We start from the raw sequence: 21514 nt of genomic DNA, 5'->3' as shown, positions 1-21514 counted from the left end.
TAGAGCTCTATGCAGCGTAAATGGTTTCAATATTGGTTCAATTCACCATATTACCACATACTTTACAGTCAGCGTAATGATGAGGAAGCCGAATTTCTGATTGACAACCTCTCAGAATACCTAAAACCCGCCCCTAATGCCCGCATTCTGGATATCGCCTGCGGCAGAGGCAGACACTCCGTTTACCTGAATAAAAAAGGCTACGACGTTACTGGCATCGATCTTTCTGAACAAAGCATAAAGTATGCGCGGCAGTTTGAACAACGCCACCTGCACTTCTTCGTGCACGACATGCGCAAGCTGTCGTTCATCAACTACTTCGACTTTTCCTTCAATCTTTTCACCAGCTTCGGGTATTTCGAGACGGAAAAAGAACATGTGAATGCACTTAAATCCTTCCGCAAGGGTCTTAAACCCGAAGGTAAACTCGTGATTGACTACTTTAACAGCACCAAAATACAGAAGAACCTGGCCAAACAGGAGATCAAAACCATGGAGGGCATTGAATTTCACATCAGCAAATTCATTGCTGAGGGCAAGATCATCAAACACATCAATTTTGAACATCGAAGTAAGACCTTCGCGTTTGAAGAGCGTGTTCAAGCTTTCCAGCTTGCAGATTTTGAAAGAATGTTCGAAGCCAGTGGGTTGGTTTTAGAGCAGCACTTTGGCAGCTACGGTTTGGAAGCTTTCGACGAAAACAAGTCAGACCGGTTAATTTTAGTTTGTAGGAAAGCATGATCACCAACATCCAGGAGTTTGACCTTGAACTTTTCTTAAAGATCCACCGGGACATGTCCAATGGATTTTTTGATTGGTTGTTCCCGCTAATGCGGAACCGTTTCTTCTGGGCGCCACTTTATCTTTTCATCATCATCTTCTGTATACGGGAGTTTAAAAAGCGAGGCCTGTACATCATCGGGATGCTCTTGCTAACCTTCGGCATGGGTGATCTGATTGCTTCAAGGCTCATCAAGCCGTTTATTGGCCGTATACGACCTTGCAACGACTTTCAGATTTCGAATTTGATCATACACCGGGTACACTGCGGTACGGGCTACAGCTTTCCGTCTGCACATGCAACCAACCACTTCGCCATTGCCATCTTTCTGATCCTGGTATTTTACAGCCGTTGGAAGCCTATACTTCCAATAGGCCTTGCCTGGGCCTTTATCGTTTCCCTGTCGCAGGTTTACGTGGGCGTACATTATCCCATTGATACGATCGTTGGGGCAGCACTTGGCACTGCAATTGGTATGTTCACAGGCACCCTTTATCATAAGCTACAACCTTACATCTAAATGGAATTCTGGAAAATACTAGTACTCTTTTTTTGTGCCTTTCTCGGCGGCTGCGCCATATTCCTGGTTAAAAGTGACAAATCGAAACTACTCAAGCTTATTCTCTCCTTCAGCGGAGCCTATCTGTTTGCAATTACCGTTCTGCACCTTATTCCTGATGCATATCACGGTGTAGACGCACATGATATTGGTATTTATATTCTGATTGGTTTCATGATCCAGGTCTTCCTGGAGCAGTTTTCACATGGCGTGGAACATGGCCACATGCACCATCATCATGAGCATGGCCATGGACGGGTATTTCCTTATGGTATCATGATTAGCCTTTGCTTGCATGCTTTTCTGGAAGGTATGCCACTGGCGAAGGAACATCATAATGAACTTATCTTCGGGATTGCACTGCACCACATTCCGGCGGCATTCGCGCTCGCGAGCATCCTCCTGCAGAATCACTACCGCTCCGGCCACCTCCTGCTCTATGTTGGTATCTTCGCCATCATGGCACCACTTGGCTTCCTGCTAAGTTATGGCATCAGCAATGGTAGTATCGGCGGCATTGAGATGTACTTCAACAAAATGATGGGCATCGTGATTGGTATCTTCCTGCACATCTCCACCACGATACTGTTTGAAAGCAGTGTAGACCACAAATTTACGAGACGTAAAATGATCGCGGTGATCTGTGGACTAGCAGTCGCCCTGCTTGGGTTTTACACTGGCGGGCACTGATTCTCTTTTCTTGCCGTAGCCCCATGGGCAATGCTTGCACTTGTTTTTACAGCAGCTGCCACGTTTACGATGGTAAGCTTCGGTAAAGACCATGAGCCCATCTTCGTTGAAATAGAAATCTACACCCTCAATCATCTTAATTCAGGCTTTTAACCAGTAGCGTGTCTTTGAAGTAGTCTTTCAGCTGCGAGCCACTGCCATGCGTGGTCCATACTTCTTTGGGTTTCACCTGCCGGATTGTTTCCAGGATATCATTCCAATCCACATGATCTGAAATGCATAGCTGCAAACCTGTAGAGGATTGCAAATGCTTCCAGCCACTGGCGAATACCCGCACCACGTTAATGGCTTTTATGTAACTCTTAAAGACCATTGGTGGCACCAGATAAACCAAGCCTTTAGGATTGTTCTTCATCACCTTACGGTCGTACATCTCGTACTTGCCCATATCCATCCCCAGCTGTTCATAGAGCTTCACAAAAGGCATTATGCTGTGGTGTACCAATACGCGCTTGCCCGGGCAGTGGTCGTTAATTAACCTGATGATCCGCTGACTCTTGCCAAGCGCATAGGCGCCAAGCATGATGTTCATCTCGGTATCATTGAGGTTCTTAATCTCGTCCTCTGCCTTTGGATGTTGCGTATTCGGATCCGCAAAGGTCGTTTCCGTAATCAGAACATCGGCTTCGGCAAACTCAATGACTTCACAGGTTGGATCGTCCTGCAGCTTGTAGTCGCCTGTATAAAGGTATTTAACGCCCTGGTACTCCATTAAAACCTGTGCAGATCCGGCCATGTGCCCGGCAGAGATAAAGGTGATCTTCACGCCGTGTAGCATAAAGCTCTCATGGTAGGCCTTAAGGTAGAACGTGCCTGCCGCGAACTTCTTGTACCGGTGCAGCATGAACAAGGAAGTCGCTTTGGTGCAGTAAACATGCTGGTTGCCGCTGCAGGCATGATCGCCATGTGCATGCGAAATTACCGCATTCACAACAGGCATTTTTGGATCCAGGTAGAAGTTGCCGTAAGCACAGAAAAGGCCGGTCTCATTCTGAATCAGGAAGTCGTTTAAAATCATGTGTTGGTATTCAAGAAGGTCTGGTGTAGTGCCAGCACCTGTAAAATCAGCGATGTAGATTCATCATTCGAGATGTGATGATGGGCCATCGCCAGCTTTTGTTCATCTGTAAATTGTTTATCCATCCGCGCGAGCACCTGCTCCGCACTTACGCCGTCACGTTCAATCACCCGGTTTAATTTCGTTTGTTTAGGTGCAGTAACCAGAATACTGGTGTCGCACATCTTGTAAGACGCACTTTCAAACAGCAAGGCAGCCTCTTTGAGTATATATGGGCAGTCCTTTGGAACTTGTGTTATCCACTGGTCAAAAGCCCGGAATACGGCTGGGTGCACCAGCGCATTTAGCTTTTCGAGCTCCAGGTTATTGTTAAATACAATCCCGGCAATGTGTTTATTGTTCAGCACACCGGTTTCAAAATAACTTTCGGCGCCGAAAGCAGTTTTTACGCCTTCAATCAGGATCATATCTTTCACCATAATTTCCTTAGCCACCAGGTCTGCATAGAAGACCGGAATCCCGAGTACCTCAAAAATTCTGCAGACGGTCGTTTTACCGCTTCCGATACCCCCTGTGATTCCTACTTTCAACATTACTTCTCAATTAAAAAGTCCACCTTAGAAGGACTGGTTCGAACAAACTTACAGAAATCCGGAAAGCGGACAAGGTTAACGCGCATCGTTTGATGGCCAAGTTGCTTCCATTCATTCAAATCCAGGACTGCTTCTATGAAGCGTTCGTTAACATTTTCATAGCTGGAAAGCGGAACCAGGAAGGTCACCTTGACTTTCTTCGGATAGATCTTGACATTGTAGTATTCCCGGTTGTTGATGACCTTTAAAGGCACTTCTACGGTCTTCTCGGTGAACTCATCTACCGGAATCTTAACTTCTACGCTGCTTGGAAAAATGCTGACATTCTTAAGCAGGTTCTGTTTCATAGCAACTCTGGTTGTAGTCGTATACTGAACGTTTGAAAGCTTCAACGTATCGGTTTTCCATTCGTCGATTTCACCGATATCGGCCGTAGGCCCCGAAACGGTTACATAGGCTGGGGTAATCGCCACATCTCCGGAGATGCCATACTGCTTCGCAAACTCCAGGTTGGACAGTAGTTTCACGGGTACACGTTTCACCGTACGGGTAGAAAAATCAAAGTAAAGGGTGTCTGGTTTTACGGAAATGATCTTCTGAGAGGTCTCCAGCTGCTTATTAACCCCATATAGCTGCTCGGAAAATAAGATGTAGTTCCGGTTCTTTAGATTGTCCAGATTGATGTCGATAGACTGTGGATTTACCCGCAACCTGGCGAACAGCAGCTGCCAGCCTGTACCTTCTACCTGCAGATCAACCGTATCAGATTGCAGTGGGTGGAATGCTTTGTTCTGGGGGAAGTTCTTATAGACCAGCACCGTCTTGGCCGTGTAAACGTATTTATTGTTCAAGGCCATAAACAACCATCCGGCAATGGCGAGTAAGAAGCAGGAAATGAGGACCATGACTCTTTTCCTTTCAGGAATGGTAAGTTTAACGAGTGCCATCGGTCTAAATTACTTAAAAATTAACCAAACGAAAAAGCCGCTCCAGGTCTGAAGCGGCTTCTTAGAAATTCATTATTTAAGCTTTCGTAGTCGTCGCTTTAGTTGCATCCAAAGAGATGGCTGATTTATCAAACCTGATCTTTGTACCACCTTCAACTTCGATAAGGAAAGTTGTTTCATTCAAATCTACGATACGGCCGTGTATACCCGCTGTTGTGATCACCTTATCGCCTTTACCAAGTTCGGCTACAAGTTTCTTGTGATCTTTTGCTTTTTTTACCTGCGGTCTGATCATGAAGAAGTAAAAAACGATCATGATCAACACCATTGGTACCAAAGTACTAAGCATGTTGCCGCCTGCTGCTGCCTGTAAAATAATTGCTGTATTCATATTTATAATTTTGTTGTGTTATTAAGAAGCTGGAACAACTTCTCCTGTTAAGTGTACGTCATTGATTGAAGGATTACCATTCGAAGTGATGGTTACCACTTTATCCTGTAATCCGGCTTTGCCCATGGTGTCGAAAACAACCTTGATCACTGCCGACGCACCAGGTTTAATCGGATCCTTAGGCGGCTCAGGCACAGTGCAACCACAAGTTGCAGTAGCATCGCTGATGATCAACGGGCTTTTACCGGTGTTGGTAAACTTAAACTCATACTGCACCTTCTCACCTTCTTTTACCTTACCAAAATCGTAGTTAATGGTTTCAAAGCTCATTACAGGAGCATCCGTAGCTGCCATAGCAGATGATATCTGTGTACCGGTAGAATCTGCGGTGTCTGCTGCAGATGATGATGATTGCTGACATGAAGCAAAGGACATGGCAACCAGTGCCAATACTAACATTTTTTTCATATTGTTATTCTTCTATTAAACCTCTTCCAATTTTATGGATGCTATCTGTTCTTTTCAGATCGCCCAAAATTTTATCCAAGATACCGTTTATAAAGGAATTACTCTTCGGTGTACTGTAATCTTTAGAAAGATCCAGGTATTCGTTGATGGTTACTTTCACCGGAATGGAAGGGAAATTCAACAATTCGCAGATGGCCATCTTCATCAGAATGGTATCCATTAACGCGATACGCTCAGACTCCCAGTTCTTGGTACGTTCGGCAATCATTTTCTGATAAGCCTCATTGTTTCTCAAGGTGTAGGCAAAAAGGTCCTGAACAAATTTGCTGTCTTCATCCCAATCTGCACTGATCGGCGTAAGCTTGTTCTTAAATGGATCCTCAGAAGTAAAGTTCTTAATGGTCTTTGCAACCATGCCCTGCATTACCTCTTTATCAACAGACCAGTTGATGAATTTATCTTCAAAAGCCTGAATGATGTTTAGGCTCTTGAGAATGATCTTCCGGAAAATAAACTTAATGATCTCCTTAGACGACTCCAGGCTTTCATCAGGGTCTGCCAGGTACGCGGTGTATTCTGATGTTGACTTCAGCTTGTTGTAGATGGTTTTCAGGAAGTCGGGTTCCGAATTCCAGTTTACCTGGTACTTGTTTACAGCAGCCTGGAACTCCGGGTTCTTCTGTAAGGTAACAATAAACTTGTTGTGTAGTAATTTCTGATTTGGATTCAGATCTTCCGGTGTTGGGAAGTGCTTGTTGGAGCGCTCAATGGCATCCACTGCAGTGTACTCTGTGATTTCAGACAATAGTGCCAGCATTCTGATGTACATTTCATATACATTGTCGATGCTTGTCATTAAGTTCTTTTTGGAACTAACGAGGTCTTTTTTGTCTGACATTTGCCATGCATAAATACTCTGCAAAGCTTTGATTCTAAGGTGCCTTCTATTTAACATTTATATAAGAACGAGTGGTATGTAAGTTACCGGTTTACTAAAATGACGATTTAATTTTTTTAATATCAATGATTCGTTGTTCTGCAATCCTGTTGGCTGCAATTATTGTGGGTATATTCTCTTGTTTAGACATTTTAATAACACTGCGCGTTGCATCGTAAATGTGCTCGGTAAGCTGCATGGTACGCTTTTTACCAAATCCGGTAAGCTCAGAATAGCAGCTGATCAAACCACCGGCATTGATCAGGTAATCTGGCGCAAAAAGGATGTTTTTATCGTGCAGCATCTTGCCATGCTTGGCTTCATCAGCAAGCTGGTTGTTCGCAGAACCTGCGATGATTGCAAAGTTCAGCTTGTCAATCGTATAATCATTGATGGTTGCACCTAAGGCACATGGTGCATAAATATCTGCGCCAATACCGAAGATTTTATCTGCACTAATCGGCTTTGCTTTGTACTTCGCAGCAACCTGTTGCAAACGATCTTCATTGATGTCGCTTACATAAACCTGCATGTTCTCATTCCGCAGCAGCTCTACCAGGTGCTCACCCACACTACCGATACCCTGTACTACGACAGACTTACCGGCTAGCATATCGGTACCAAAAACCTCTTTAACACAGGCTTTGATGCCAAGGTACACGCCTTTGGCTGAAAACGGTGAAGGATCACCTGCTCCGCCAATGGATTCCGGTACGCCAGTTACATGGCTGGTCTCCATACGGATGTATTCCATGTCGCGGGTTGTTGTACCAACATCCTCCGCTGTAATAAATTCACCGTTAAGATTTTTAATAAATCGGCCGAAGCTGCGCATCATGGCCTCAGATTTGCCCTTCCTGGAATCACCGATTATAACAGCTTTACCTCCACCAAGGTTAATCCCGGTGATGGCGGCTTTATAGGTCATGCTTCTGGAAAGTCGGAGTACATCTTCAAGTGCTTCTGCTTCGGTATCATAGTTCCACATTCTTGTTCCGCCAATTGCCGGGCCAAGCGTTGTATCGTGAATCGCAATTATTGCTTTAAGTCCTGTATCCGGATCATTGCAGAAAACCACTTTTTTGTGTCCCTGTGCACTTAATTGATCTAAAACAGAATTTACTGCAGAACTATTATCAGACATAAAATTGATTATGAGATGTCCGGCAAAAGTACTACAAAAAAACAAGTTTTTACCTGCTTGTAACCAAAGTCTCAAAAAAAACAGGCCCCTTTGCATAACTTTACACATCCATGAAGCACCTTCGTTTTCTCAATAAGTATTTCTATAAGTATAAATGGTGGATAATCCCCGGCATATTCTTCGTTATCATTTCCAACATCTTTGCCGTCATCCCCGCTCAGGTTATAGGTCATGCCTTTAACCTCATTACCGAGAACATCCAGATCTATGGCCTTTTTGAGGGCTTTAACAAACAGGCACTTATATACGACATCTTCAGCGAAAGCTTGTTCCTGTTCGGTGCGCTGGTGCTCGTGCTCTATCTCATTCGCGGCCTCTTCCTGTTCTTCATGCGGCAAACCATTATCCTCATGTCGCGACACATTGAGTTCGACATGAAGAACGAGATTTACAACCATTACCAGGCGCTAACTTTAGGCTTCTACCGGAAAAACAATACTGGTGATCTGATGAACCGTGCCACGGAGGATGTGAATCGCGTGCGGATGTATGTTGGCCCGGCCATCATGTACACCATTAATACGGCGGTGCTCTTCATCCTGATCATCTCTTCGATGTACGCCGTAAATGCCACACTTGCCACTTTTTGCTTGTTGCCTTTGCCGGTTCTGGTGATCACCATTTATTATGTAAACACACTCATTAACCAGCGTAGCGAAGAAATTCAACAGCAGTTATCCAGACTTTCGTCCTTTGTGCAGGAAAGATTCTCCGGCATCCGGGTTATAAAATCGTATGTACGGGAAGATTATACCCGTAAAATCTTTGCCGAAGAAAGTGGAGCTTACAAAGGCAATTCCATGAACCTCGTACGCGTGCAGGCTTTCTTCTATCCGACCATGTTGTTGATGGTGGGCTTAAGTACCATCCTCACCGTCTATGTTGGTGGTCGGCAGGTGCTGGAAGGATCCATCTCCGCTGGTAACATCGCCGAATTCATCGTCTATGTGAATCAACTCACCTTCCCGGTAACCATGCTTGGCTGGGTAACAACCCTCATCCAAAGGGCTTCTGCTTCTCAAAAGCGAATCAATGAGTTCTTACAACTTCAACCAGACATCACTGCAGGTGACGTTAAACTAGAGCGACTTAAGGGTAACATCAGTTTCAATGACGTAAACTTCACTTATCCCGACACCGGTATCCAGGCTTTAAAGGGCATAAGTTTTGAAGTGAAAGCGGGTGAATTCCTGGCCGTAATCGGCAGAACAGGTTCGGGCAAATCTACCCTGGCCAACCTCATTATGCGTATGTATGATGTTGACAATGGCGAAATCCGGATCGACGATACGCCGATTACCAAGGTGGACCTGAACAGCTATCGCAGTCAGGTGGGCTTTGTGCCGCAGGAAGTTTTCCTGTTTTCGGACAGCATCAAGCATAACATTGCTTTTAGTCTGGATGAAATCAAAGGTGATGAAGTTGAACAAGCTGCGAAGAACGCTGCCGTTTACAATAACATCATGGACTTCGAACTTAAATTCGAAACCATGCTGGGCGAACGTGGTATCACGCTTTCAGGCGGACAGAAACAGCGTGTTTCTATTGCCAGAGCCTTGATCAACGAGCCCAAAATCTTAATCTTCGACGATTGCCTCTCTGCTGTCGACACCAGAACGGAGGAAGAAATTCTGAACAACCTGAGTCGCATCATGAAGGGCAGAACGAGCGTGTTGATTGCACACCGGATCTCCACCATCAAAAACGCCGATAAGATCATCGTTATGGAAGAAGGTAAAATTGTGGAACAGGGAACCCACAATGAGCTCCTCAATCAGGGGGGTGTTTATGCTGAAATGTATCAAAACCAACTACTTGAAGAGGAAAAACATACGCTGTAATTTCTATTTTGAACTTTGAAATTTATTGCTTTATATTTACGGAAACCAAAACAGACTAGTTCCAATTATATGGCAGAATTTGATAACAAAGAGCGAGAAGAAGTTTTTTCTAAGAAAGTGCGAGCAGGTAAAAGAACCTATTTCTTCGATGTGAAGGCCACCCGTTCCGGAGATTTTTACCTCACACTTACCGAAAGCAAGAAAAGACTGGAGGATGGGGTGTTTGTCAAACATAAGATCTTTCTATACAAAGAGGATTTTGAGAAGTTTGCCGAAGGACTAAATGAAACCGTAGACTACATCAAAAATCACCAGGAAGTTGTCGAAAAGCGTTACGAATTCGCAGACAACCATGAAGGACATACTGGTAAATCCAATGACGACTTCAACTACTAGCATTAAATTATAAGTTTCAACAAATAAAAGCCTCAACAATTGAGGCTTTTATTTTGCCCCATGTTTTCAGATGAAAAAGCTTCCCATATTCCTACTGCTAATTAGCCTTACATTTTCAGCCGCAGCACAAACCAAAAAAGATAAAAAGCTAAGTAAAATGATCCACGAGCTGGTTCAAGGCTTCAATGGTGAGGTGGGCATTTACGTGAAAAACCTTAAAACCGGTAAGGTAGTGGAATATAAAGGCGATAGTATTTTCCCGACGGCCAGCATGATTAAAGTTCCCATCACCGCAGGATTAATGAATAAGGTGGCTAAAAATGAACTTGACTACCAAAGTAAACTTACCTATAAAGATAGTCTACTCTATGCAGGCGAAGACATTCTGGGCAGTTTTAAGGATGGGGAGCAGATTGCGCTCGGCAAGGTGATGATGCTTATGATCACCACAAGCGATAATACGGCGAGCTTATGGTGCCAATCGCTAGCAGGCGGGGGAGCAGCAATAAATGAGCTGATGGCACAGGAAGGGCTGCTGAATACACGCGTAAACTCCAGAACACCGGGCCGTTCAGCAAACCAGCTGAAATACGGTTGGGGACAAACAACGCCAAGAGAAATGGCGACCCTCCTTACAAAAATCAGGAATTCAACGCTGATCAATCCGGCGGTTTCAGAACGCATCTACCGGAATCTAATCAGAATCTACTACGATAGCCAGGCCCTTTCGCAGATTCCACCTTACGTGCAGGTTGCATCTAAATCTGGCGCAGTGGACGAATCGCGTTCAGAGGTCCTGCTTGTCAACGCACCGCACGGCGATTACGTGTTCTGCATTGCCACTAAAAACCAGCGCGACATGTCTTGGGAACCCAACAACGAAGGTTGGGTACTTATCCGCTCTTTAAGCAAAATGCTGTGGAACTACTTCGAGCCGGGTTCCAATTGGCAGCCCGCTGCTGGAATGGAATCCTACCGCAACTAAATTCTACAATTCCTGTGCTTTGTAAGTCGCCGTATTGATCCGTAATTCCGTATCGGCCTCTGCCCCACTAACCGCCAAGATTAACTCCGGGTGTTGGTCCATGATCTCGCGGATGCCCTTTAGTGTCTGTTGCTCGACAACCTTATTGCAAATGCGAACGGGTTCGTCAAGTGCTTCGGTCACGATTTCTATGTCGTAAATACCATTAACCAGCGTTTCACAAATTACAAGTGATACATCTTTCTGCGCAGTCACTTTCCGCAATGCTACAAACGCATGTTTAACCTGTTCCATATTTGCATCATCAAATTTGAGGCAAATACAAGGAATAGAACTTTGGGTATCTACTAAAGCCACTTCAGTAGTGTCGGCTAAAATTGTTTCAATTACTAATCTGTCCATATTAAAAGTTAACAGTTATTAAAGCTTTTTTGTTGCACCTTTGTTTTTCATATCGCAAAACCGCGCCCGCAAGGCCCATATGAGGACACAGTAGCACCCAGGCAAGTACTGGCTTTACAAGGCGCCGACAGGGTCCCCACAGGGGGTTCACAGGGGGTTAACAGGGCTACAGCCTGGTCATCCCCTTTCGGGAACCTTACCCCCCGCTCGTCAACCGCTTTTCATTCTTTTACTTACAGCAAACATTCTTTAGCCTAAACACCTTATCCTTTAAAACTTAGAGACCTGGAAAATGAAAAAGACGCTGCAAATCCTTAACCTGATTACCTTCATTGCTGCAGTAGCAATCAATTATTTTTATAATACAGGAAGTAATGCACCAAACACGGTAGGTGAAATTTCAGACAAGTACGAGAATCTGCTCACACCCGCGGGTTATGCATTTTCCATCTGGGGGCTGATCTATCTGATGCTTGGGTTGTTTGCCGTTTTTCAGGCGAGGAGTCTATTTAATTCAAAATACGAGGATAAGTTTGTACTTGACATTGGGCCATGGTTTATCCTCTCGAACTTCGTAAATGCAGGATGGATCATTGCTTTCACAAACGACCTGATCGGTTTATCCGTTATCTTAATGCTGGTTTTCTTTATATCCCTGTTGAAGATTGTTGTCAACCTGAACATGGAACGTTGGAATGCCCCAAAGTCCATCATCTTCTTTATCTGGTGGCCGTTTAGTGTTTATTTCGGTTGGCTGAACGTGGCGCTGATCGCAAACCTGTCGGTTTACTTCAGGTCAATCGGTTGGGATGGGGCCCCATTGTCGCAAAGCATATGGGCAGTTCTGATACTTGTAATTGCGGGTGTGATCTTCACAAGTATGGTCTGGACCAGAAGTATGCGTGAATATGCATTGGCCGGGTCCTGGGGTATTGTCGCTATTGGTGTAAACAACTGGGAAAGCACCCCAATCGTCGCATATACTGCCTTTGGTGTTGCTGCTATCGTGATACTTAATGTTCTTATACAAGGTTATAAGAAACAGGTGGCAGAGAATTATGCCTCCTGATTCCTTTGTGCTTCCATGTAGGCCACTAGTCGATTGAGTCTGTCATAGTAAACCTCCGTGCCCTTTTTACCCTCATTGGCTTTGATGTAGTTCAAATGAGATGCGATAAATAGTGGCACATCCTGGATGGTTACGCCACTATCAATATCTACCTGCTCGGGTAGGGCAATGCCTGTAAAGTAACCTTCAAATTCTTCCGCTGTCATGGTTGCGAAGGTAGTGATTATCCGAGTTTTTCTGCTTCAATCGCCCTGCCGATATTTTCAAGCAAGTCATCGTCGATGTCATCGTCTGTGGTCCAGGTAATGCCCTGCTCACGCGTATTCGGCGCAACTACACCCACCACATCATCTTTCTGATTTACCTGGAAGCGACCATCTTCCAGTGGTGTAATGGTATAGGTAATGCTTGATCCGCCAGTTGCTACTTCAATTTCAAATGTATCCATCTTGTTCGTTTTTTGGTATTTAACATCGATTTCCAGGGATTGTTTAAGATCTAAGGAATTGGCCATCACCATCCTTAACCTCCACAGCATCCTGAGAACGGTAATTTACAGTTAATCACGCATTTGCACGTTTGTACACGTTCTGTTTCACGAACTTCTGGAAAGGCACTGGAGGCCAATTTATGACGTAATTTTGCAAGGGTAATCTTTAATATCAATACGCCATGGAGTCACAGGATTTCTTATTTCAACCTCAGAAAGCATACGAGAAGTGTCCATCCTGTAAGACAGGCTATCTGGACACCCGGATCAGAAGGTCATTCGTGTACAAGTACATCCTTTTTTTCTTGAAGGTTAAAAGGTATAAATGCAGTGCTTGTAACTGCAAGCGACACATACCCATTCGGGATATGGATGCGCATCACATGAATCCCGCGACTTAAGCACAGCAAGCTTTTTCCAGATTCCTTCAACATTCCTCCCCTGCCAGCTGTTTAGCATAGAAATATGACTATGGAAAAACCAGTTCCGGCTCAGGAAAGCGGCAGTGAAATGAATGCCGTAGAAGAAGCAAGATTTGATAGCGCTGAAGCAGCAAACGCATTTTACGCGGTTGCCAAGCAACGATTACTTGATGTAAATAAATGGGATGAGGTGGCCAAGTTGCCCTCGTCTACCTTCATCTTATGCGATGCTTCGGGCGAACGTACCACGCGTAACGTGCAGCTTGGAGATTATCTTAAGATTGACATTCCAGGTCCTGGCACGAGCACTGGCGATGGTTACGACTGGGTGCAGGTGGAATTCATTGAAGAGCAACATCTGGAAGGAGCAGACATCATGAGCTTCCGGGTGCGGCCCACAGACAACCCACTTTCACCAGAAAAAGCCATTGCACATTTCTTTGATGATGCTGCGACATCCACTTTCCAGGTGAAGAAGCTGGGTAATGTGGTAACGGCAGAGGTGCACGGACGGAATGAAACGCCGAATACCCATACCGATCACATTTTAGATAACGTCCGCAATACCATGGTGGGTCTGGGCGCGAAGATTGGCGCCTCATACCCACAATGGAAAGGATTAGTTGCCGGAATTGCAGCCGTTGATTAATCGCGCATCAGTTCGGCAAATATTTCATAGGAGCGCAACTTCGCCTGATGGTCGAAGATGTGTGCACTTACCATGATTTCATCTACTTGCGTTTGCTGCAGGAAGGATTCCATATCTTCTTTAACCAGTGCCTTGCTACCCACGAAAGTGCAGGCAAGCATCTGGTTAATCTGCTCGGCTTCATATGCACTTAGTACATTGCTGATATCATCTACCGGTGGCTGCAGCAAATTGCGCTCGCCAGTGATGATGCCTCTGAACATCTGGTAGAGTGACGTGGCATGTTTGTTCGCCTCTGCATCCGTGTCGGCTGCAATGACGTTTACGCAGGAAAGTACATACGGCTCCTTTAAATATTCGGACGGCTTAAATTCATTACGATAGATGTTGATCGCCGTTAGGAACTGCGCTGGCGCAAAATGACTTGCAAAGGCATACGGTAATCCCATAGCTGCGGCAAGGTGGGCACTGTCGGTGCTGGAGCCCAGGATCCAGATTGGAATTTCCAGTCCCTCTCCGGGAATTGCTCTAACCTTCGCATTGCGGTTCTCTGCGGAGAAGTAGGTCTGAAGTTTTTTAACTTCCTGGGGGAAGTTGTTTACTGCGGCATACCTATCTCCACGGATGGCCATGGCGGTAAGCTGATCGGTGCCCGGTGCTCGTCCTAAACCCAAATCTATACGACCCGGATATAAAGACTCCAGTGTACCAAATTGCTCTGCGATCACAAGTGGTGAGTGGTTGGGCAGCATAATACCTCCGGAACCAACACGGATGGTTTTGGTGCCCCCAGCGATATGGCCGATGACCACAGCGGTGGCGGAGCTTGCCACACTGATCATATTATGGTGTTCAGCCAGCCAGTAGCGGTGGTACCCCCAGGATTCAACATGTCTGGCCAGGTCAAGGCTACTTACAAAGGTATCGGCAGGGGTTTTGCCTTGTATAACGGTTGCTAAATCTAAAACAGAGTAAGCAGTATGTTTTAATTGTTTGTTGCTCATAAGTCGGGAAATCAACATTTAATGCTGAGGTCAACAAAATTAAAGATTATATAGTTTCTGAATTAGGGCCCTGCGCCAGTTATGACATTGTATACAGACGCCGCCGGCAAAACTATAATACATTTGAAACGGTTATGACTATAAACAATAACAAACTATGAAAAGCAACAGGCAAATCATCAATGAGCTCAAAGAACTCCTGCTCCTGGTTAACGATGGCAAAGAAGGTTTTGAAACATCGAGTGAGGCCATGGAGAAGATTGAACTGAAAGGTTTATTCCTAAGATTTTCCGCACAACGTGCATTGTATGCCAGTGAATTGAAGGCGCACATCGAGAAGCACGGTGGCAAGGTCGACAATGAAAAGGGTGATCTGATGGGCGCATTGCACCGTACCTGGATAGACATTAAACAAGCACTCAGCAGTAAAGAAGATAAGGTCATTTTAAATGCCGTAATCACTGGTGAGCGCGTGACACTTGACAAGTATAACAGACTGATTGCTGACTTTGACGATCATGCTGATCATCTTGACTTATTGAGAACACAACGCGATGGTGTTGTAGAAGCTATGGAATCTGTATACGAAATGATGAGCAGGCAAAAGAGTTAAGAACTTTTATCTTTGGCCTATGCAGAACGCCACAAAGTTTTTCTCCAAACTCGTTTACAATAAATTTTTCTGGCAATTCTTTGTTGCAGCCTTCATGCTTGGAATGGCTGTTTTCTTTTTTAGAGAACAACATATTGAACTGGTGCGCATTCAGGAAGAGCTGCAGCGCAGTAACCCGGTTTACATCATTGCCGGCATTCTCCTGACGCTTTTGTATGTTATTGCGCAGGCACAAATGTACGTGCATAGCTTTCGTGCTTTAAACAAGAATATTCCCCTGGGGCTGGCACTATCCCTTTTTCTTAAGCGAAATTTAGTCAGCATTTTCCTGCCGGCAGGTGGGTTCTCCTCGCTGGTATTTTTTACCCGGCAAATAGAGGAGCGCGGAATCTCCAAGTCCAACATTCACCTTGCTTCTACGCTCTTCGGGTTCTGCAGTATATTATCGGTCGTTGTTGTGGGTATCCCAGTGATGGGCATCGCCCTGCTGTTCACACAGATCGGGCATACAGAATTGCTTGCATTCGTGTTTTTGTTACTGCTCACAGTTGGTTTAATCGCACTCATCTACTCCATTTCTAAAAAAGGATATGCCTACCGCTGGCTTGCAAGACTCCGGCCCTCTATAACGACAATTCTGGACGACATGATCGACCAGAAGGTGCGTAAAAGGGAATTCTGGAATACCCTGCTGGTATCCATCGGCATTGAGCTGATCGGCATCATACACCTCTATATCTGTATGCTCGCTTTAGGTCTGGATGCAAGCTGGCCTGCTGCAATCATCGGTTACATGGTCATGGTGGTTCTGTTAATAGCCTCCCCTTTTCTCCGGGGTCTGGGTACGATAGAACTTTCCCTGACCTTCATTTTACAACAGTTCGGCTTTCCCATTGTGGCCGCAGCCACCATTACGCTGCTCTTCCGTTTTTTTGAATTCTGGCTACCCTTATTTGCGGGTATTCTGAGCTTCATTACAAAAAGGGACAACCTTATTCTCCGGGTACTACCTGCGTTCATTATTCTGATACTGGGGATTGTAAACATTGTTTCTGCAGTTACCCCGGCGATTCCAGTGCGACTGCGACTGGTACAGAACCTCCTCTCAGAAGATTTGATTGTGACCAGTAATGCGTTCGTGCTGGTATTCGGTTTGATATTGGTGATGATGAGCGTGTTTCTGTTACAAGGTTCAAAAAGGGCGTGGTATGCTGCAATTTCCATTACGGCATTTTCCTTCTTTGGGCACCTTTTAAAGGCGGCCGACTACGAGGAGGCCATTCTTGCTTTTAGTGCTGGCGCGACCCTATGGTATACCCGAAGCTTTTATAAGCTTAAACCAAATCCCAGATTTGTATCTTTCAATTATCTCGTGATCATTTACGCCGTGCTGGCGGTATTGGCCTATGGGGTACTTGGCTTCTACTTCATCGATAAGCACCATTTTGGAATAGACTTCCGCTTTGATCAGGCCGTGAAGGCTGTACTTAAGGTGCTGTTCCTGATTGATGATAAAGCGCTGGCACCGAGGACGCCGTTCGGGGAGCGGTTTGAATACTCGATATACATTGCGGGCGCTGCATTGATCCTCTTCATCATCTTTAGCTTATTGAAGCCCTATTTTTCTAAGCCTTTCAACCCGCAGGAAGACTTCGATACCGCAGAAGATTTGCTTAAGCAGCATGGTAAGTCGGCATTAGACTACTTCAAAACCTATCCAGATAAGTTGCTCTTTTTCAATGCAGACCGAACGGCCTTTATCAGTTTTAAAATTACCCGTCACTTTGCCATTGTGCTGGAAGATCCTGTCGCGGCAAACGACGAGCAGAAACGGGAGATGGTTGCATTGTTTGAGGTATTCTGCCAGGAAAACGGCTTTATAAGTGCTTATTACCGGGTTCCGGAATCTTCGCTGGAGTTCTACAAATCACTGGGGCGGAAATCTATCCCTATTGGCGAAGAAGCCATTCTGGATTTAACATCTTTCAGCCTTCAGGGCGGCAAGATGAAAACCACCAGAAGCGCTGTAAACCGCTTGGTAGCCGAGGGATTTCAGTTGAAGGTATATAAGAATCCGGTAAAGCTTGGCCTGATCCAGAAATTGGAAACGGTATCAGATGAATGGCTCCGTGAGCTGAATCAAAAGGAAGTTGCTTTTACGCAGGGTGTGTTCGATGCCAGTATTCTAAAAGAACAGACGATCCTTACGATTGAAGATCAGGAGGAAAAAGTGTACGCATTCCTGAATTTGATTCCAGACTATGCGCCTGGAGAAGCGACCTACGATCTTATCCGTAAGGTCACAGATGCGCCAAATGGGGTGTTAGATATGTTGCTGTCTATGACTTTCCTATACTTAAAAGAGGAAGGATATCAGTCGGTAAACATGGGCCTTGCGCCACTTTCAGGCATGGAAGACGTGAACGTAACGCAGAAGACGATCAAGTATGCTTATGAAAACTTCAAGATCTTCGGGCAGTTCAAAGGCTTGCGCCGCTACAAAGAAAAGTTCATGCCACGCTGGGAAAAGAAATACCTTATCTACAGTCACAACTATCACTTGTTGCAGGTGCCCCGGGCATTGAAGCGCATCTCAGAGGGTAACTAAAGTGCTTGAATGATGGTTTTAGCAAGTAGACTTACATCGTCATTGTATTTATGTGAACCAGGAACCAGCATTTTCCTCAGCTTTGAGGTCTGCTTTATTGCCGGATAAAAATCACTGTTTTCCGTTGCCCCGAAGATGCAGAGTGTTGGTGCCGGGCTTTTCAGGAGTTGCGGATAAACCTTGTATGGATCTTTATCCGTACTCCCCATGCCGAGCATGTTGCTGATCTTCGTTACAAATCCTGTTGAAAAGCCAGGGGAAAGCAACACCACTGCCTGCAGTTTTGATGCTGTGCCTGCCGGCAAAAGCGGCGGCACAAAGGCGCCGACATCTGCACCGAAGGAATAGCCGATCAATGCAAAGTCTGCCTTGTTCCAGGCTTTCAAGTAGTGGTCGACGAGCAGTTTTGTATCGTGGGCAAACTGTGCGGGCTCCTTTTTCTCCCAAAAGTACTTTCTGGTATCAAGCGCCACGACCGCATAGCCCTGGTCATTGAGGGTCTTGATTAAATTTTTAGAGAAGCTATTCATTCCGCCATCTCCTGTAAGGTAGAGCAGCATTGTTTTGTGACCTGGTTTGGGAAACAAATGCGTAGGTAGATCAGACTGCGCGGATACTTTTAAGGTGGCAAAGCCCGACAACAGTAATAATAGAGGGATAAAAAGTATCAGTCTGCGTTTCATTTGATTCTTATTGTACGAGTTTGGTTTAGCGTGTTTATTATTGTTGCACATTCCAGTGTCTCATAGCGATGGTCGCCGGAAAGGAATTTCATGTGAAAGTTCTTCCGTTTGTAGTCCTTGAGTGCTTTTGGGCGCTCCTCTGCTCCATAGAAACAGTAAACGGGTATACGAATGTCCTGTAGTTCCGGTTGTACCTTGTAGCGTTTATCATCCCCGGAAAGGTTGAGCAGGTCAGCAGTTCTCACCATGAAATCGGTACTTGCGAAGGGTGATAATAGCGCGATTGCAGAAACATTTCTCCGGGTAGCTGCCGGCATACGGTTGTAAATAAAGGGCACGACATCTGCCCCAAAGGAGTAGCCTGCCAGATATATCTTGTTTGTGTGGTATAGTTTTGAATAGTGTTTAATCAAGCGCATCACGTCGGAAGTGGTCTGTTCAGGGTTTCTTTGGTCCCAGAAGTAGCTTCGGGAATTCAGCCCTACGACATGGAAGCCCTTGGCGGCAAAGCCCGCAGCAAGCTGATCATTGAATTCCAACCAGCCGCCATCGCCGGATAGCAGTACGAGCAAGCGACGGGCATTTGGCGGTTCTGCAGGATACAGCACGACCGGCAAATTCAGTTCATTTGTTTGTTCACCCTGGTGCTTACTGAAGCGATTTCGTTTCAGGACACTACAGCTGCATAGCAGCAGCATAAAAGCAATTCCAAGAATTGAGATCGATGGTTTCATGTAAACATGGTGTGTTTGAAAGGTTTTCGCATTAAAAGAGCTTTAGCTGTTTGTCGACAGGTGGTTTTGAATCGCCGAAGATGGTCATGCCACCATACTTCCAGGCGTCTCGTCGTTCTTTTTCGATTACCGCATCGAAGTTTTGGTTCGGTGTAAATCCTTGTTCGGCCATTCTGGAAAGTTCTGATAATTTCTGAATTGCCTGCAGCTTATCGGACTGGCCGACCTTCGCTTTCTGCACTGCACGGCTGAGTACAGAGATGGTTTCATCATAGACTTTCACCGGCACTGGAAAAGGATGGCCATCCTTACCCCCATGGGCAAATGAGAAGCGTGCCGGGTCCTCAAACCTGGATGGTGTTCCATAAATGATCTCACTTACGAGGGCCATCGACTGAAGTGTTCTGGGCCCCATGCCTTCCAGCAGCAGCAAGGACTCGAAATCTTTGGGTTGCTGCGCCTGCGTAAGCCAAAGCATAGCACCCAGCCTTTTCAGGTCGACATCCTTTGCTTTCACGTCATGGTGATGCGGCATTTTCAGGTGCCGGATCTCTGTTATCATGCGCGCAGGATCTTCCCTCGACATCGACAGCATCGCATCTTGTGCAGGTCCTGCAGCTTTGGCGGCCAGATTGGTGATGTATCCCTGGTTTACGCCAGCGATGCCGGAATGTGGATCGGAAACGAAGGAGGTTAAGTCTGCAGAATGCCAGTGATACCTCCGGGCAGTAGCGGCGTCTGGCCGCATGCCTTGCTGAACCACGGTCCAGCTCCCGGTATGATCTACGATAAAGCTATGCAGGTAAAGCTGGAAGCCATCCTGAACTGCTGTGTTGTCGACTTTGGCACTGAGTTTACTTGACCTGACAAGTGCCTCGCCATCGATTCCGGCAAATTCGCCGTAGCGGGTCAGCTCCATGGGCGTGTTTCTGGAGTGCTTCCCTTTTCCACCACAGATGTATAAGCCCAGGGCTTTTGAATGTGGATTGATGGCTTTCTTTAAGGCGCCCATTACCGAAGTGGTAATGCCTGAGGAATGCCAATCCATGCCCATCACGGCACCAAAACTCTGAAACCAAAAGGGGTCCCCTAGCCGCTGCAGCAAGGCTGCAGTGCCAAATTCTTCTATGATGGCCTCCGATATTGCAAAGCCCAGCTTAGACATCCGCTCGGCAAGCCACATCGGCACATGGCCATTATGTAAAGGTAAGTCTGCGGTTCCGGAGCGTCTCATAACTATCCGAAGATCAATTGATCTACGCGCACCCAGTGCATCCCTGCCGCCTCAGCAGCCTTCACGCCTGGTACGCCATCCTCAAAGACAAGGCATTTTGCTGGATCCACGCCCAATAGTTCCGCAGCGTGGAGAAAAGGATCTGAATAAGGCTTGCCGCGCTCCGTATCACCAGCGCAAACCAACACTTCAACCAGGTTACGAATGCCTAAGATTTCGAGTGTGCGCTCGATCGCCTCTGTGTCGCCACCAGAGACCACTGCTATACGTTTTTTACCCGCATTTGCCTTTAAGTGGTCAACCACATGTTGGATCGGCTGTATACCACTAATGTACCGGTCTGCAAATATTTCTGCCTTGCGTGCCTTGAATGCAGCAGGTACGAGGCTGCAGTTATATCTGGAATTTATTTCTTCTACCACGTTGGCAATGGGCCAGCCCGCAAGTTCGTCAATGATTGCAGGGTCAAAAACAACATCATGTTCTTTAGCGGCTTCAACATAGGATTTCGTATGTGCCGCCATGTTATCCGCCAGCGTACCATCACAATCGTATAGGAAGGCTTCGTAGTCGCCTTTAGTAAGTTCGTTTAGTTTATCAAATTTGGATTGCTCCATAGTGTGCATATTTTTTTAAGGTTCAAAATTACGACATTTCTCACGCGGGTTGGCGATTGTCGGTCGCCTGAATGTCAAGCTTAGTAAAACAAAGTATTACGCCGTTTGTAATAAGTATC

Annotated in this window: 26 protein-coding genes; 10 read left to right on the top strand and 16 right to left on the bottom strand. The window is 45.7% G+C overall.

Features of this window, described 5'->3' with window-relative positions:
* The first annotated feature begins 9 nt into the window (after positions 1 to 9).
* Genes IEW69_RS12960 through IEW69_RS12950 form a run of 3 tightly spaced genes read left to right on the top strand, consistent with a single transcriptional unit; the run spans position 10 to position 2030 of the window.
* The gene (locus tag IEW69_RS12960) at positions 10 to 741 is read left to right on the top strand and encodes a class I SAM-dependent methyltransferase (protein ID WP_188627291.1); all 732 of its coding nucleotides are present in this window, start codon (positions 10 to 12) and stop codon (positions 739 to 741) included.
* Entirely contained in the window at positions 738 to 1301 is a 564-nt protein-coding gene (locus IEW69_RS12955) for a phosphatase PAP2 family protein (protein ID WP_188627290.1), read from the top strand. Before IEW69_RS12960 ends, IEW69_RS12955 begins: the two co-directional genes overlap by 4 nt.
* A complete protein-coding gene (locus IEW69_RS12950; protein ID WP_188627289.1) occupies positions 1302 to 2030 on the top strand; it encodes a ZIP family metal transporter in 729 nt (242 codons plus the stop codon).
* Here the strand turns inward: IEW69_RS12950 and IEW69_RS12945 are convergent.
* The 8 genes from IEW69_RS12945 to IEW69_RS12910 all read right to left on the bottom strand — a co-directional run bounded on the left by IEW69_RS12945 (position 1989) and on the right by IEW69_RS12910 (position 7588).
* Positions 1989 to 2165: a C1orf53 family protein gene (locus IEW69_RS12945; protein WP_188627288.1), complete on the bottom strand. Its 177-nt coding sequence runs from the start codon at positions 2163 to 2165 to the stop codon at positions 1989 to 1991. The two genes, IEW69_RS12950 and IEW69_RS12945, sit on opposite strands and share 42 nt — an antisense overlap.
* A 1-nt stretch (position 2166) precedes the next feature.
* Positions 2167 to 3108, bottom strand: coding sequence for an MBL fold metallo-hydrolase (locus IEW69_RS12940; protein WP_188627287.1), 942 nt, complete (start codon positions 3106 to 3108; stop codon positions 2167 to 2169).
* A complete protein-coding gene (coaE, locus tag IEW69_RS12935) occupies positions 3105 to 3701 on the bottom strand; it encodes a dephospho-CoA kinase (RefSeq protein WP_188627286.1) in 597 nt (198 codons plus the stop codon). The genes IEW69_RS12940 and coaE overlap by 4 nt, the downstream gene beginning before the upstream one ends.
* Positions 3701 to 4648 carry a CdaR family protein gene (locus tag IEW69_RS12930; protein WP_188627285.1) on the bottom strand — a complete coding sequence of 316 codons (948 nt, stop codon included), beginning with the start codon at positions 4646 to 4648 and terminating at the stop codon, positions 3701 to 3703. Before IEW69_RS12930 ends, coaE begins: the two co-directional genes overlap by 1 nt.
* Before the next feature lie 76 nt (positions 4649 to 4724).
* The gene (yajC, locus tag IEW69_RS12925; RefSeq protein WP_188627284.1) at positions 4725 to 5039 is read right to left on the bottom strand and encodes a preprotein translocase subunit YajC; all 315 of its coding nucleotides are present in this window, start codon (positions 5037 to 5039) and stop codon (positions 4725 to 4727) included.
* Between the two features lie 21 nt (positions 5040 to 5060).
* The gene (locus IEW69_RS12920; protein ID WP_188627283.1) at positions 5061 to 5507 is read right to left on the bottom strand and encodes a DUF1573 domain-containing protein; all 447 of its coding nucleotides are present in this window, start codon (positions 5505 to 5507) and stop codon (positions 5061 to 5063) included.
* Positions 5508 to 5511: 4 nt separating this feature from the next.
* Positions 5512 to 6405: a transcription antitermination factor NusB gene (gene nusB / locus IEW69_RS12915; RefSeq protein WP_229663616.1), complete on the bottom strand. Its 894-nt coding sequence runs from the start codon at positions 6403 to 6405 to the stop codon at positions 5512 to 5514.
* Between the two features lie 94 nt (positions 6406 to 6499).
* The gene (locus tag IEW69_RS12910) at positions 6500 to 7588 is read right to left on the bottom strand and encodes a Glu/Leu/Phe/Val family dehydrogenase (protein ID WP_188627281.1); all 1089 of its coding nucleotides are present in this window, start codon (positions 7586 to 7588) and stop codon (positions 6500 to 6502) included.
* A 110-nt stretch (positions 7589 to 7698) separates the two neighbouring features.
* On the opposite strand from IEW69_RS12910, the gene IEW69_RS12905 reads away from it, so the two are divergent.
* The 3 genes from IEW69_RS12905 (at position 7699) to IEW69_RS12895 (ending at position 10870) form a co-directional block, all read left to right on the top strand.
* Positions 7699 to 9489, top strand: coding sequence for an ABC transporter ATP-binding protein (locus tag IEW69_RS12905; RefSeq protein WP_188627280.1), 1791 nt, complete (start codon positions 7699 to 7701; stop codon positions 9487 to 9489).
* A gap of 69 nt (positions 9490 to 9558) precedes the next feature.
* Positions 9559 to 9885 carry a DUF3276 family protein gene (locus tag IEW69_RS12900; RefSeq protein WP_188627279.1) on the top strand — a complete coding sequence of 109 codons (327 nt, stop codon included), beginning with the start codon at positions 9559 to 9561 and terminating at the stop codon, positions 9883 to 9885.
* 70 nt (positions 9886 to 9955) lie between these two features.
* Complete coding sequence (locus IEW69_RS12895) at positions 9956 to 10870, top strand: serine hydrolase (protein WP_188627278.1); 915 nt, start codon at positions 9956 to 9958, stop codon at positions 10868 to 10870.
* Positions 10871 to 10873: 3 nt separating this feature from the next.
* Here the strand turns inward: IEW69_RS12895 and IEW69_RS12890 are convergent, their stop codons facing one another.
* Entirely contained in the window at positions 10874 to 11272 is a 399-nt protein-coding gene (locus IEW69_RS12890; RefSeq protein ID WP_188627277.1) for a hypothetical protein, read from the bottom strand.
* A gap of 292 nt (positions 11273 to 11564) precedes the next feature.
* On the opposite strand from IEW69_RS12890, the gene IEW69_RS12885 reads away from it, so the two are divergent.
* On the top strand, positions 11565 to 12341 hold the full coding sequence (locus tag IEW69_RS12885) for a TspO-related membrane protein (RefSeq protein ID WP_188627276.1): 777 nt from the start codon (positions 11565 to 11567) through the stop codon (positions 12339 to 12341).
* Here the strand turns inward: IEW69_RS12885 and IEW69_RS12880 are convergent.
* The gene (locus IEW69_RS12880) at positions 12329 to 12547 is read right to left on the bottom strand and encodes a DUF6965 family protein (RefSeq protein WP_188627275.1); all 219 of its coding nucleotides are present in this window, start codon (positions 12545 to 12547) and stop codon (positions 12329 to 12331) included. The genes IEW69_RS12885 and IEW69_RS12880 overlap by 13 nt on opposite strands.
* 17 nt (positions 12548 to 12564) lie before the next feature.
* Positions 12565 to 12789 (bottom strand): hypothetical protein, encoded by a 225-nt coding sequence (locus IEW69_RS12875; protein WP_188627274.1) that lies wholly within the window; start codon positions 12787 to 12789, stop codon positions 12565 to 12567.
* A gap of 513 nt (positions 12790 to 13302) precedes the next feature.
* Between IEW69_RS12875 and IEW69_RS12870 the strand changes: the two genes are divergently transcribed.
* Positions 13303 to 13902, top strand: a complete 600-nt coding sequence (locus IEW69_RS12870; protein ID WP_229663615.1) for a hypothetical protein — start codon at positions 13303 to 13305, stop codon at positions 13900 to 13902.
* On the opposite strand, the gene IEW69_RS12865 is transcribed toward IEW69_RS12870, so the two are convergent.
* Positions 13899 to 14906 (bottom strand): LLM class flavin-dependent oxidoreductase, encoded by a 1008-nt coding sequence (locus tag IEW69_RS12865; RefSeq protein ID WP_188627272.1) that lies wholly within the window; start codon positions 14904 to 14906, stop codon positions 13899 to 13901. The genes IEW69_RS12870 and IEW69_RS12865 overlap by 4 nt on opposite strands.
* Positions 14907 to 15063: 157 nt before the next feature.
* Here IEW69_RS12865 and IEW69_RS12860 point away from each other — a divergent pair, with 157 nt between their 5' ends.
* Positions 15064 to 15519, top strand: coding sequence for a ferritin-like domain-containing protein (locus IEW69_RS12860; protein ID WP_188627271.1), 456 nt, complete (start codon positions 15064 to 15066; stop codon positions 15517 to 15519).
* Between the two features lie 19 nt (positions 15520 to 15538).
* Positions 15539 to 18127: a phosphatidylglycerol lysyltransferase domain-containing protein gene (locus tag IEW69_RS12855; RefSeq protein WP_188627270.1), complete on the top strand. Its 2589-nt coding sequence runs from the start codon at positions 15539 to 15541 to the stop codon at positions 18125 to 18127.
* On the opposite strand, the gene IEW69_RS12850 is transcribed toward IEW69_RS12855, so the two are convergent.
* From IEW69_RS12850 to IEW69_RS12835, 4 genes are read right to left on the bottom strand one after another with little or no spacing between them, the layout of a single operon-like run.
* Positions 18124 to 18810, bottom strand: coding sequence for an alpha/beta fold hydrolase (locus IEW69_RS12850; protein ID WP_188627269.1), 687 nt, complete (start codon positions 18808 to 18810; stop codon positions 18124 to 18126). The two genes, IEW69_RS12855 and IEW69_RS12850, sit on opposite strands and share 4 nt — an antisense overlap.
* Complete coding sequence (locus tag IEW69_RS12845; RefSeq protein WP_188627268.1) at positions 18807 to 19544, bottom strand: AcvB/VirJ family lysyl-phosphatidylglycerol hydrolase; 738 nt, start codon at positions 19542 to 19544, stop codon at positions 18807 to 18809. The genes IEW69_RS12850 and IEW69_RS12845 overlap by 4 nt, the downstream gene beginning before the upstream one ends.
* A 31-nt stretch (positions 19545 to 19575) precedes the next feature.
* On the bottom strand, positions 19576 to 20778 hold the full coding sequence (locus tag IEW69_RS12840; protein WP_188627267.1) for a DUF763 domain-containing protein: 1203 nt from the start codon (positions 20776 to 20778) through the stop codon (positions 19576 to 19578).
* A 2-nt stretch (positions 20779 to 20780) separates the two neighbouring features.
* Positions 20781 to 21395 carry an HAD family hydrolase gene (locus IEW69_RS12835; RefSeq protein ID WP_229663614.1) on the bottom strand — a complete coding sequence of 205 codons (615 nt, stop codon included), beginning with the start codon at positions 21393 to 21395 and terminating at the stop codon, positions 20781 to 20783.
* Positions 21396 to 21514: the final 119 nt, after the last annotated feature.

It is taken from the genome of Pedobacter quisquiliarum (genome assembly GCF_014642175.1).
Lineage (GTDB): Bacteria > Bacteroidota > Bacteroidia > Sphingobacteriales > Sphingobacteriaceae > Pedobacter > Pedobacter quisquiliarum.
The sequence above is the reverse complement of the archived record's forward strand: the minus strand, read 5'-3'. Positions and strand labels throughout refer to the sequence as shown.

What these genes read in the sequence shown, in the direction of transcription:
- IEW69_RS12940 (WP_188627287.1), bottom strand. Translation starts at nt 3,108, where the DNA reads ATGATTTTAAACGACTTCCTGATTCAGAATGAGACCGGCCTTTTCTGT.
- IEW69_RS12850 (WP_188627269.1), bottom strand. Translation starts at nt 18,810, where the DNA reads ATGAAACGCAGACTGATACTTTTTATCCCTCTATTATTACTGTTGTCG.
- IEW69_RS12955 (WP_188627290.1), top strand. Translation starts at nt 738, where the DNA reads ATGATCACCAACATCCAGGAGTTTGACCTTGAACTTTTCTTAAAGATC.
- IEW69_RS12960 (WP_188627291.1), top strand. Translation starts at nt 10, where the DNA reads ATGCAGCGTAAATGGTTTCAATATTGGTTCAATTCACCATATTACCAC.
- IEW69_RS12910 (WP_188627281.1), bottom strand. Translation starts at nt 7,588, where the DNA reads ATGTCTGATAATAGTTCTGCAGTAAATTCTGTTTTAGATCAATTAAGT.
- IEW69_RS12865 (WP_188627272.1), bottom strand. Translation starts at nt 14,906, where the DNA reads ATGAGCAACAAACAATTAAAACATACTGCTTACTCTGTTTTAGATTTA.
- IEW69_RS12870 (WP_229663615.1), top strand. Translation starts at nt 13,303, where the DNA reads ATGGAAAAACCAGTTCCGGCTCAGGAAAGCGGCAGTGAAATGAATGCC.
- IEW69_RS12900 (WP_188627279.1), top strand. Translation starts at nt 9,559, where the DNA reads ATGGCAGAATTTGATAACAAAGAGCGAGAAGAAGTTTTTTCTAAGAAA.
- IEW69_RS12875 (WP_188627274.1), bottom strand. Translation starts at nt 12,789, where the DNA reads ATGGATACATTTGAAATTGAAGTAGCAACTGGCGGATCAAGCATTACC.
- IEW69_RS12835 (WP_229663614.1), bottom strand. Translation starts at nt 21,395, where the DNA reads ATGGAGCAATCCAAATTTGATAAACTAAACGAACTTACTAAAGGCGAC.
- IEW69_RS12920 (WP_188627283.1), bottom strand. Translation starts at nt 5,507, where the DNA reads ATGAAAAAAATGTTAGTATTGGCACTGGTTGCCATGTCCTTTGCTTCA.
- IEW69_RS12840 (WP_188627267.1), bottom strand. Translation starts at nt 20,778, where the DNA reads ATGAGACGCTCCGGAACCGCAGACTTACCTTTACATAATGGCCATGTG.
- nusB (WP_229663616.1), bottom strand. Translation starts at nt 6,405, where the DNA reads ATGTCAGACAAAAAAGACCTCGTTAGTTCCAAAAAGAACTTAATGACA.
- IEW69_RS12880 (WP_188627275.1), bottom strand. Translation starts at nt 12,547, where the DNA reads ATGACAGCGGAAGAATTTGAAGGTTACTTTACAGGCATTGCCCTACCC.
- IEW69_RS12890 (WP_188627277.1), bottom strand. Translation starts at nt 11,272, where the DNA reads ATGGACAGATTAGTAATTGAAACAATTTTAGCCGACACTACTGAAGTG.
- yajC (WP_188627284.1), bottom strand. Translation starts at nt 5,039, where the DNA reads ATGAATACAGCAATTATTTTACAGGCAGCAGCAGGCGGCAACATGCTT.
- IEW69_RS12845 (WP_188627268.1), bottom strand. Translation starts at nt 19,544, where the DNA reads ATGAAACCATCGATCTCAATTCTTGGAATTGCTTTTATGCTGCTGCTA.
- IEW69_RS12860 (WP_188627271.1), top strand. Translation starts at nt 15,064, where the DNA reads ATGAAAAGCAACAGGCAAATCATCAATGAGCTCAAAGAACTCCTGCTC.
- coaE (WP_188627286.1), bottom strand. Translation starts at nt 3,701, where the DNA reads ATGTTGAAAGTAGGAATCACAGGGGGTATCGGAAGCGGTAAAACGACC.
- IEW69_RS12950 (WP_188627289.1), top strand. Translation starts at nt 1,302, where the DNA reads ATGGAATTCTGGAAAATACTAGTACTCTTTTTTTGTGCCTTTCTCGGC.
- IEW69_RS12855 (WP_188627270.1), top strand. Translation starts at nt 15,539, where the DNA reads ATGCAGAACGCCACAAAGTTTTTCTCCAAACTCGTTTACAATAAATTT.
- IEW69_RS12895 (WP_188627278.1), top strand. Translation starts at nt 9,956, where the DNA reads ATGAAAAAGCTTCCCATATTCCTACTGCTAATTAGCCTTACATTTTCA.
- IEW69_RS12945 (WP_188627288.1), bottom strand. Translation starts at nt 2,165, where the DNA reads ATGATTGAGGGTGTAGATTTCTATTTCAACGAAGATGGGCTCATGGTC.
- IEW69_RS12930 (WP_188627285.1), bottom strand. Translation starts at nt 4,648, where the DNA reads ATGGCACTCGTTAAACTTACCATTCCTGAAAGGAAAAGAGTCATGGTC.
- IEW69_RS12905 (WP_188627280.1), top strand. Translation starts at nt 7,699, where the DNA reads ATGAAGCACCTTCGTTTTCTCAATAAGTATTTCTATAAGTATAAATGG.
- IEW69_RS12885 (WP_188627276.1), top strand. Translation starts at nt 11,565, where the DNA reads ATGAAAAAGACGCTGCAAATCCTTAACCTGATTACCTTCATTGCTGCA.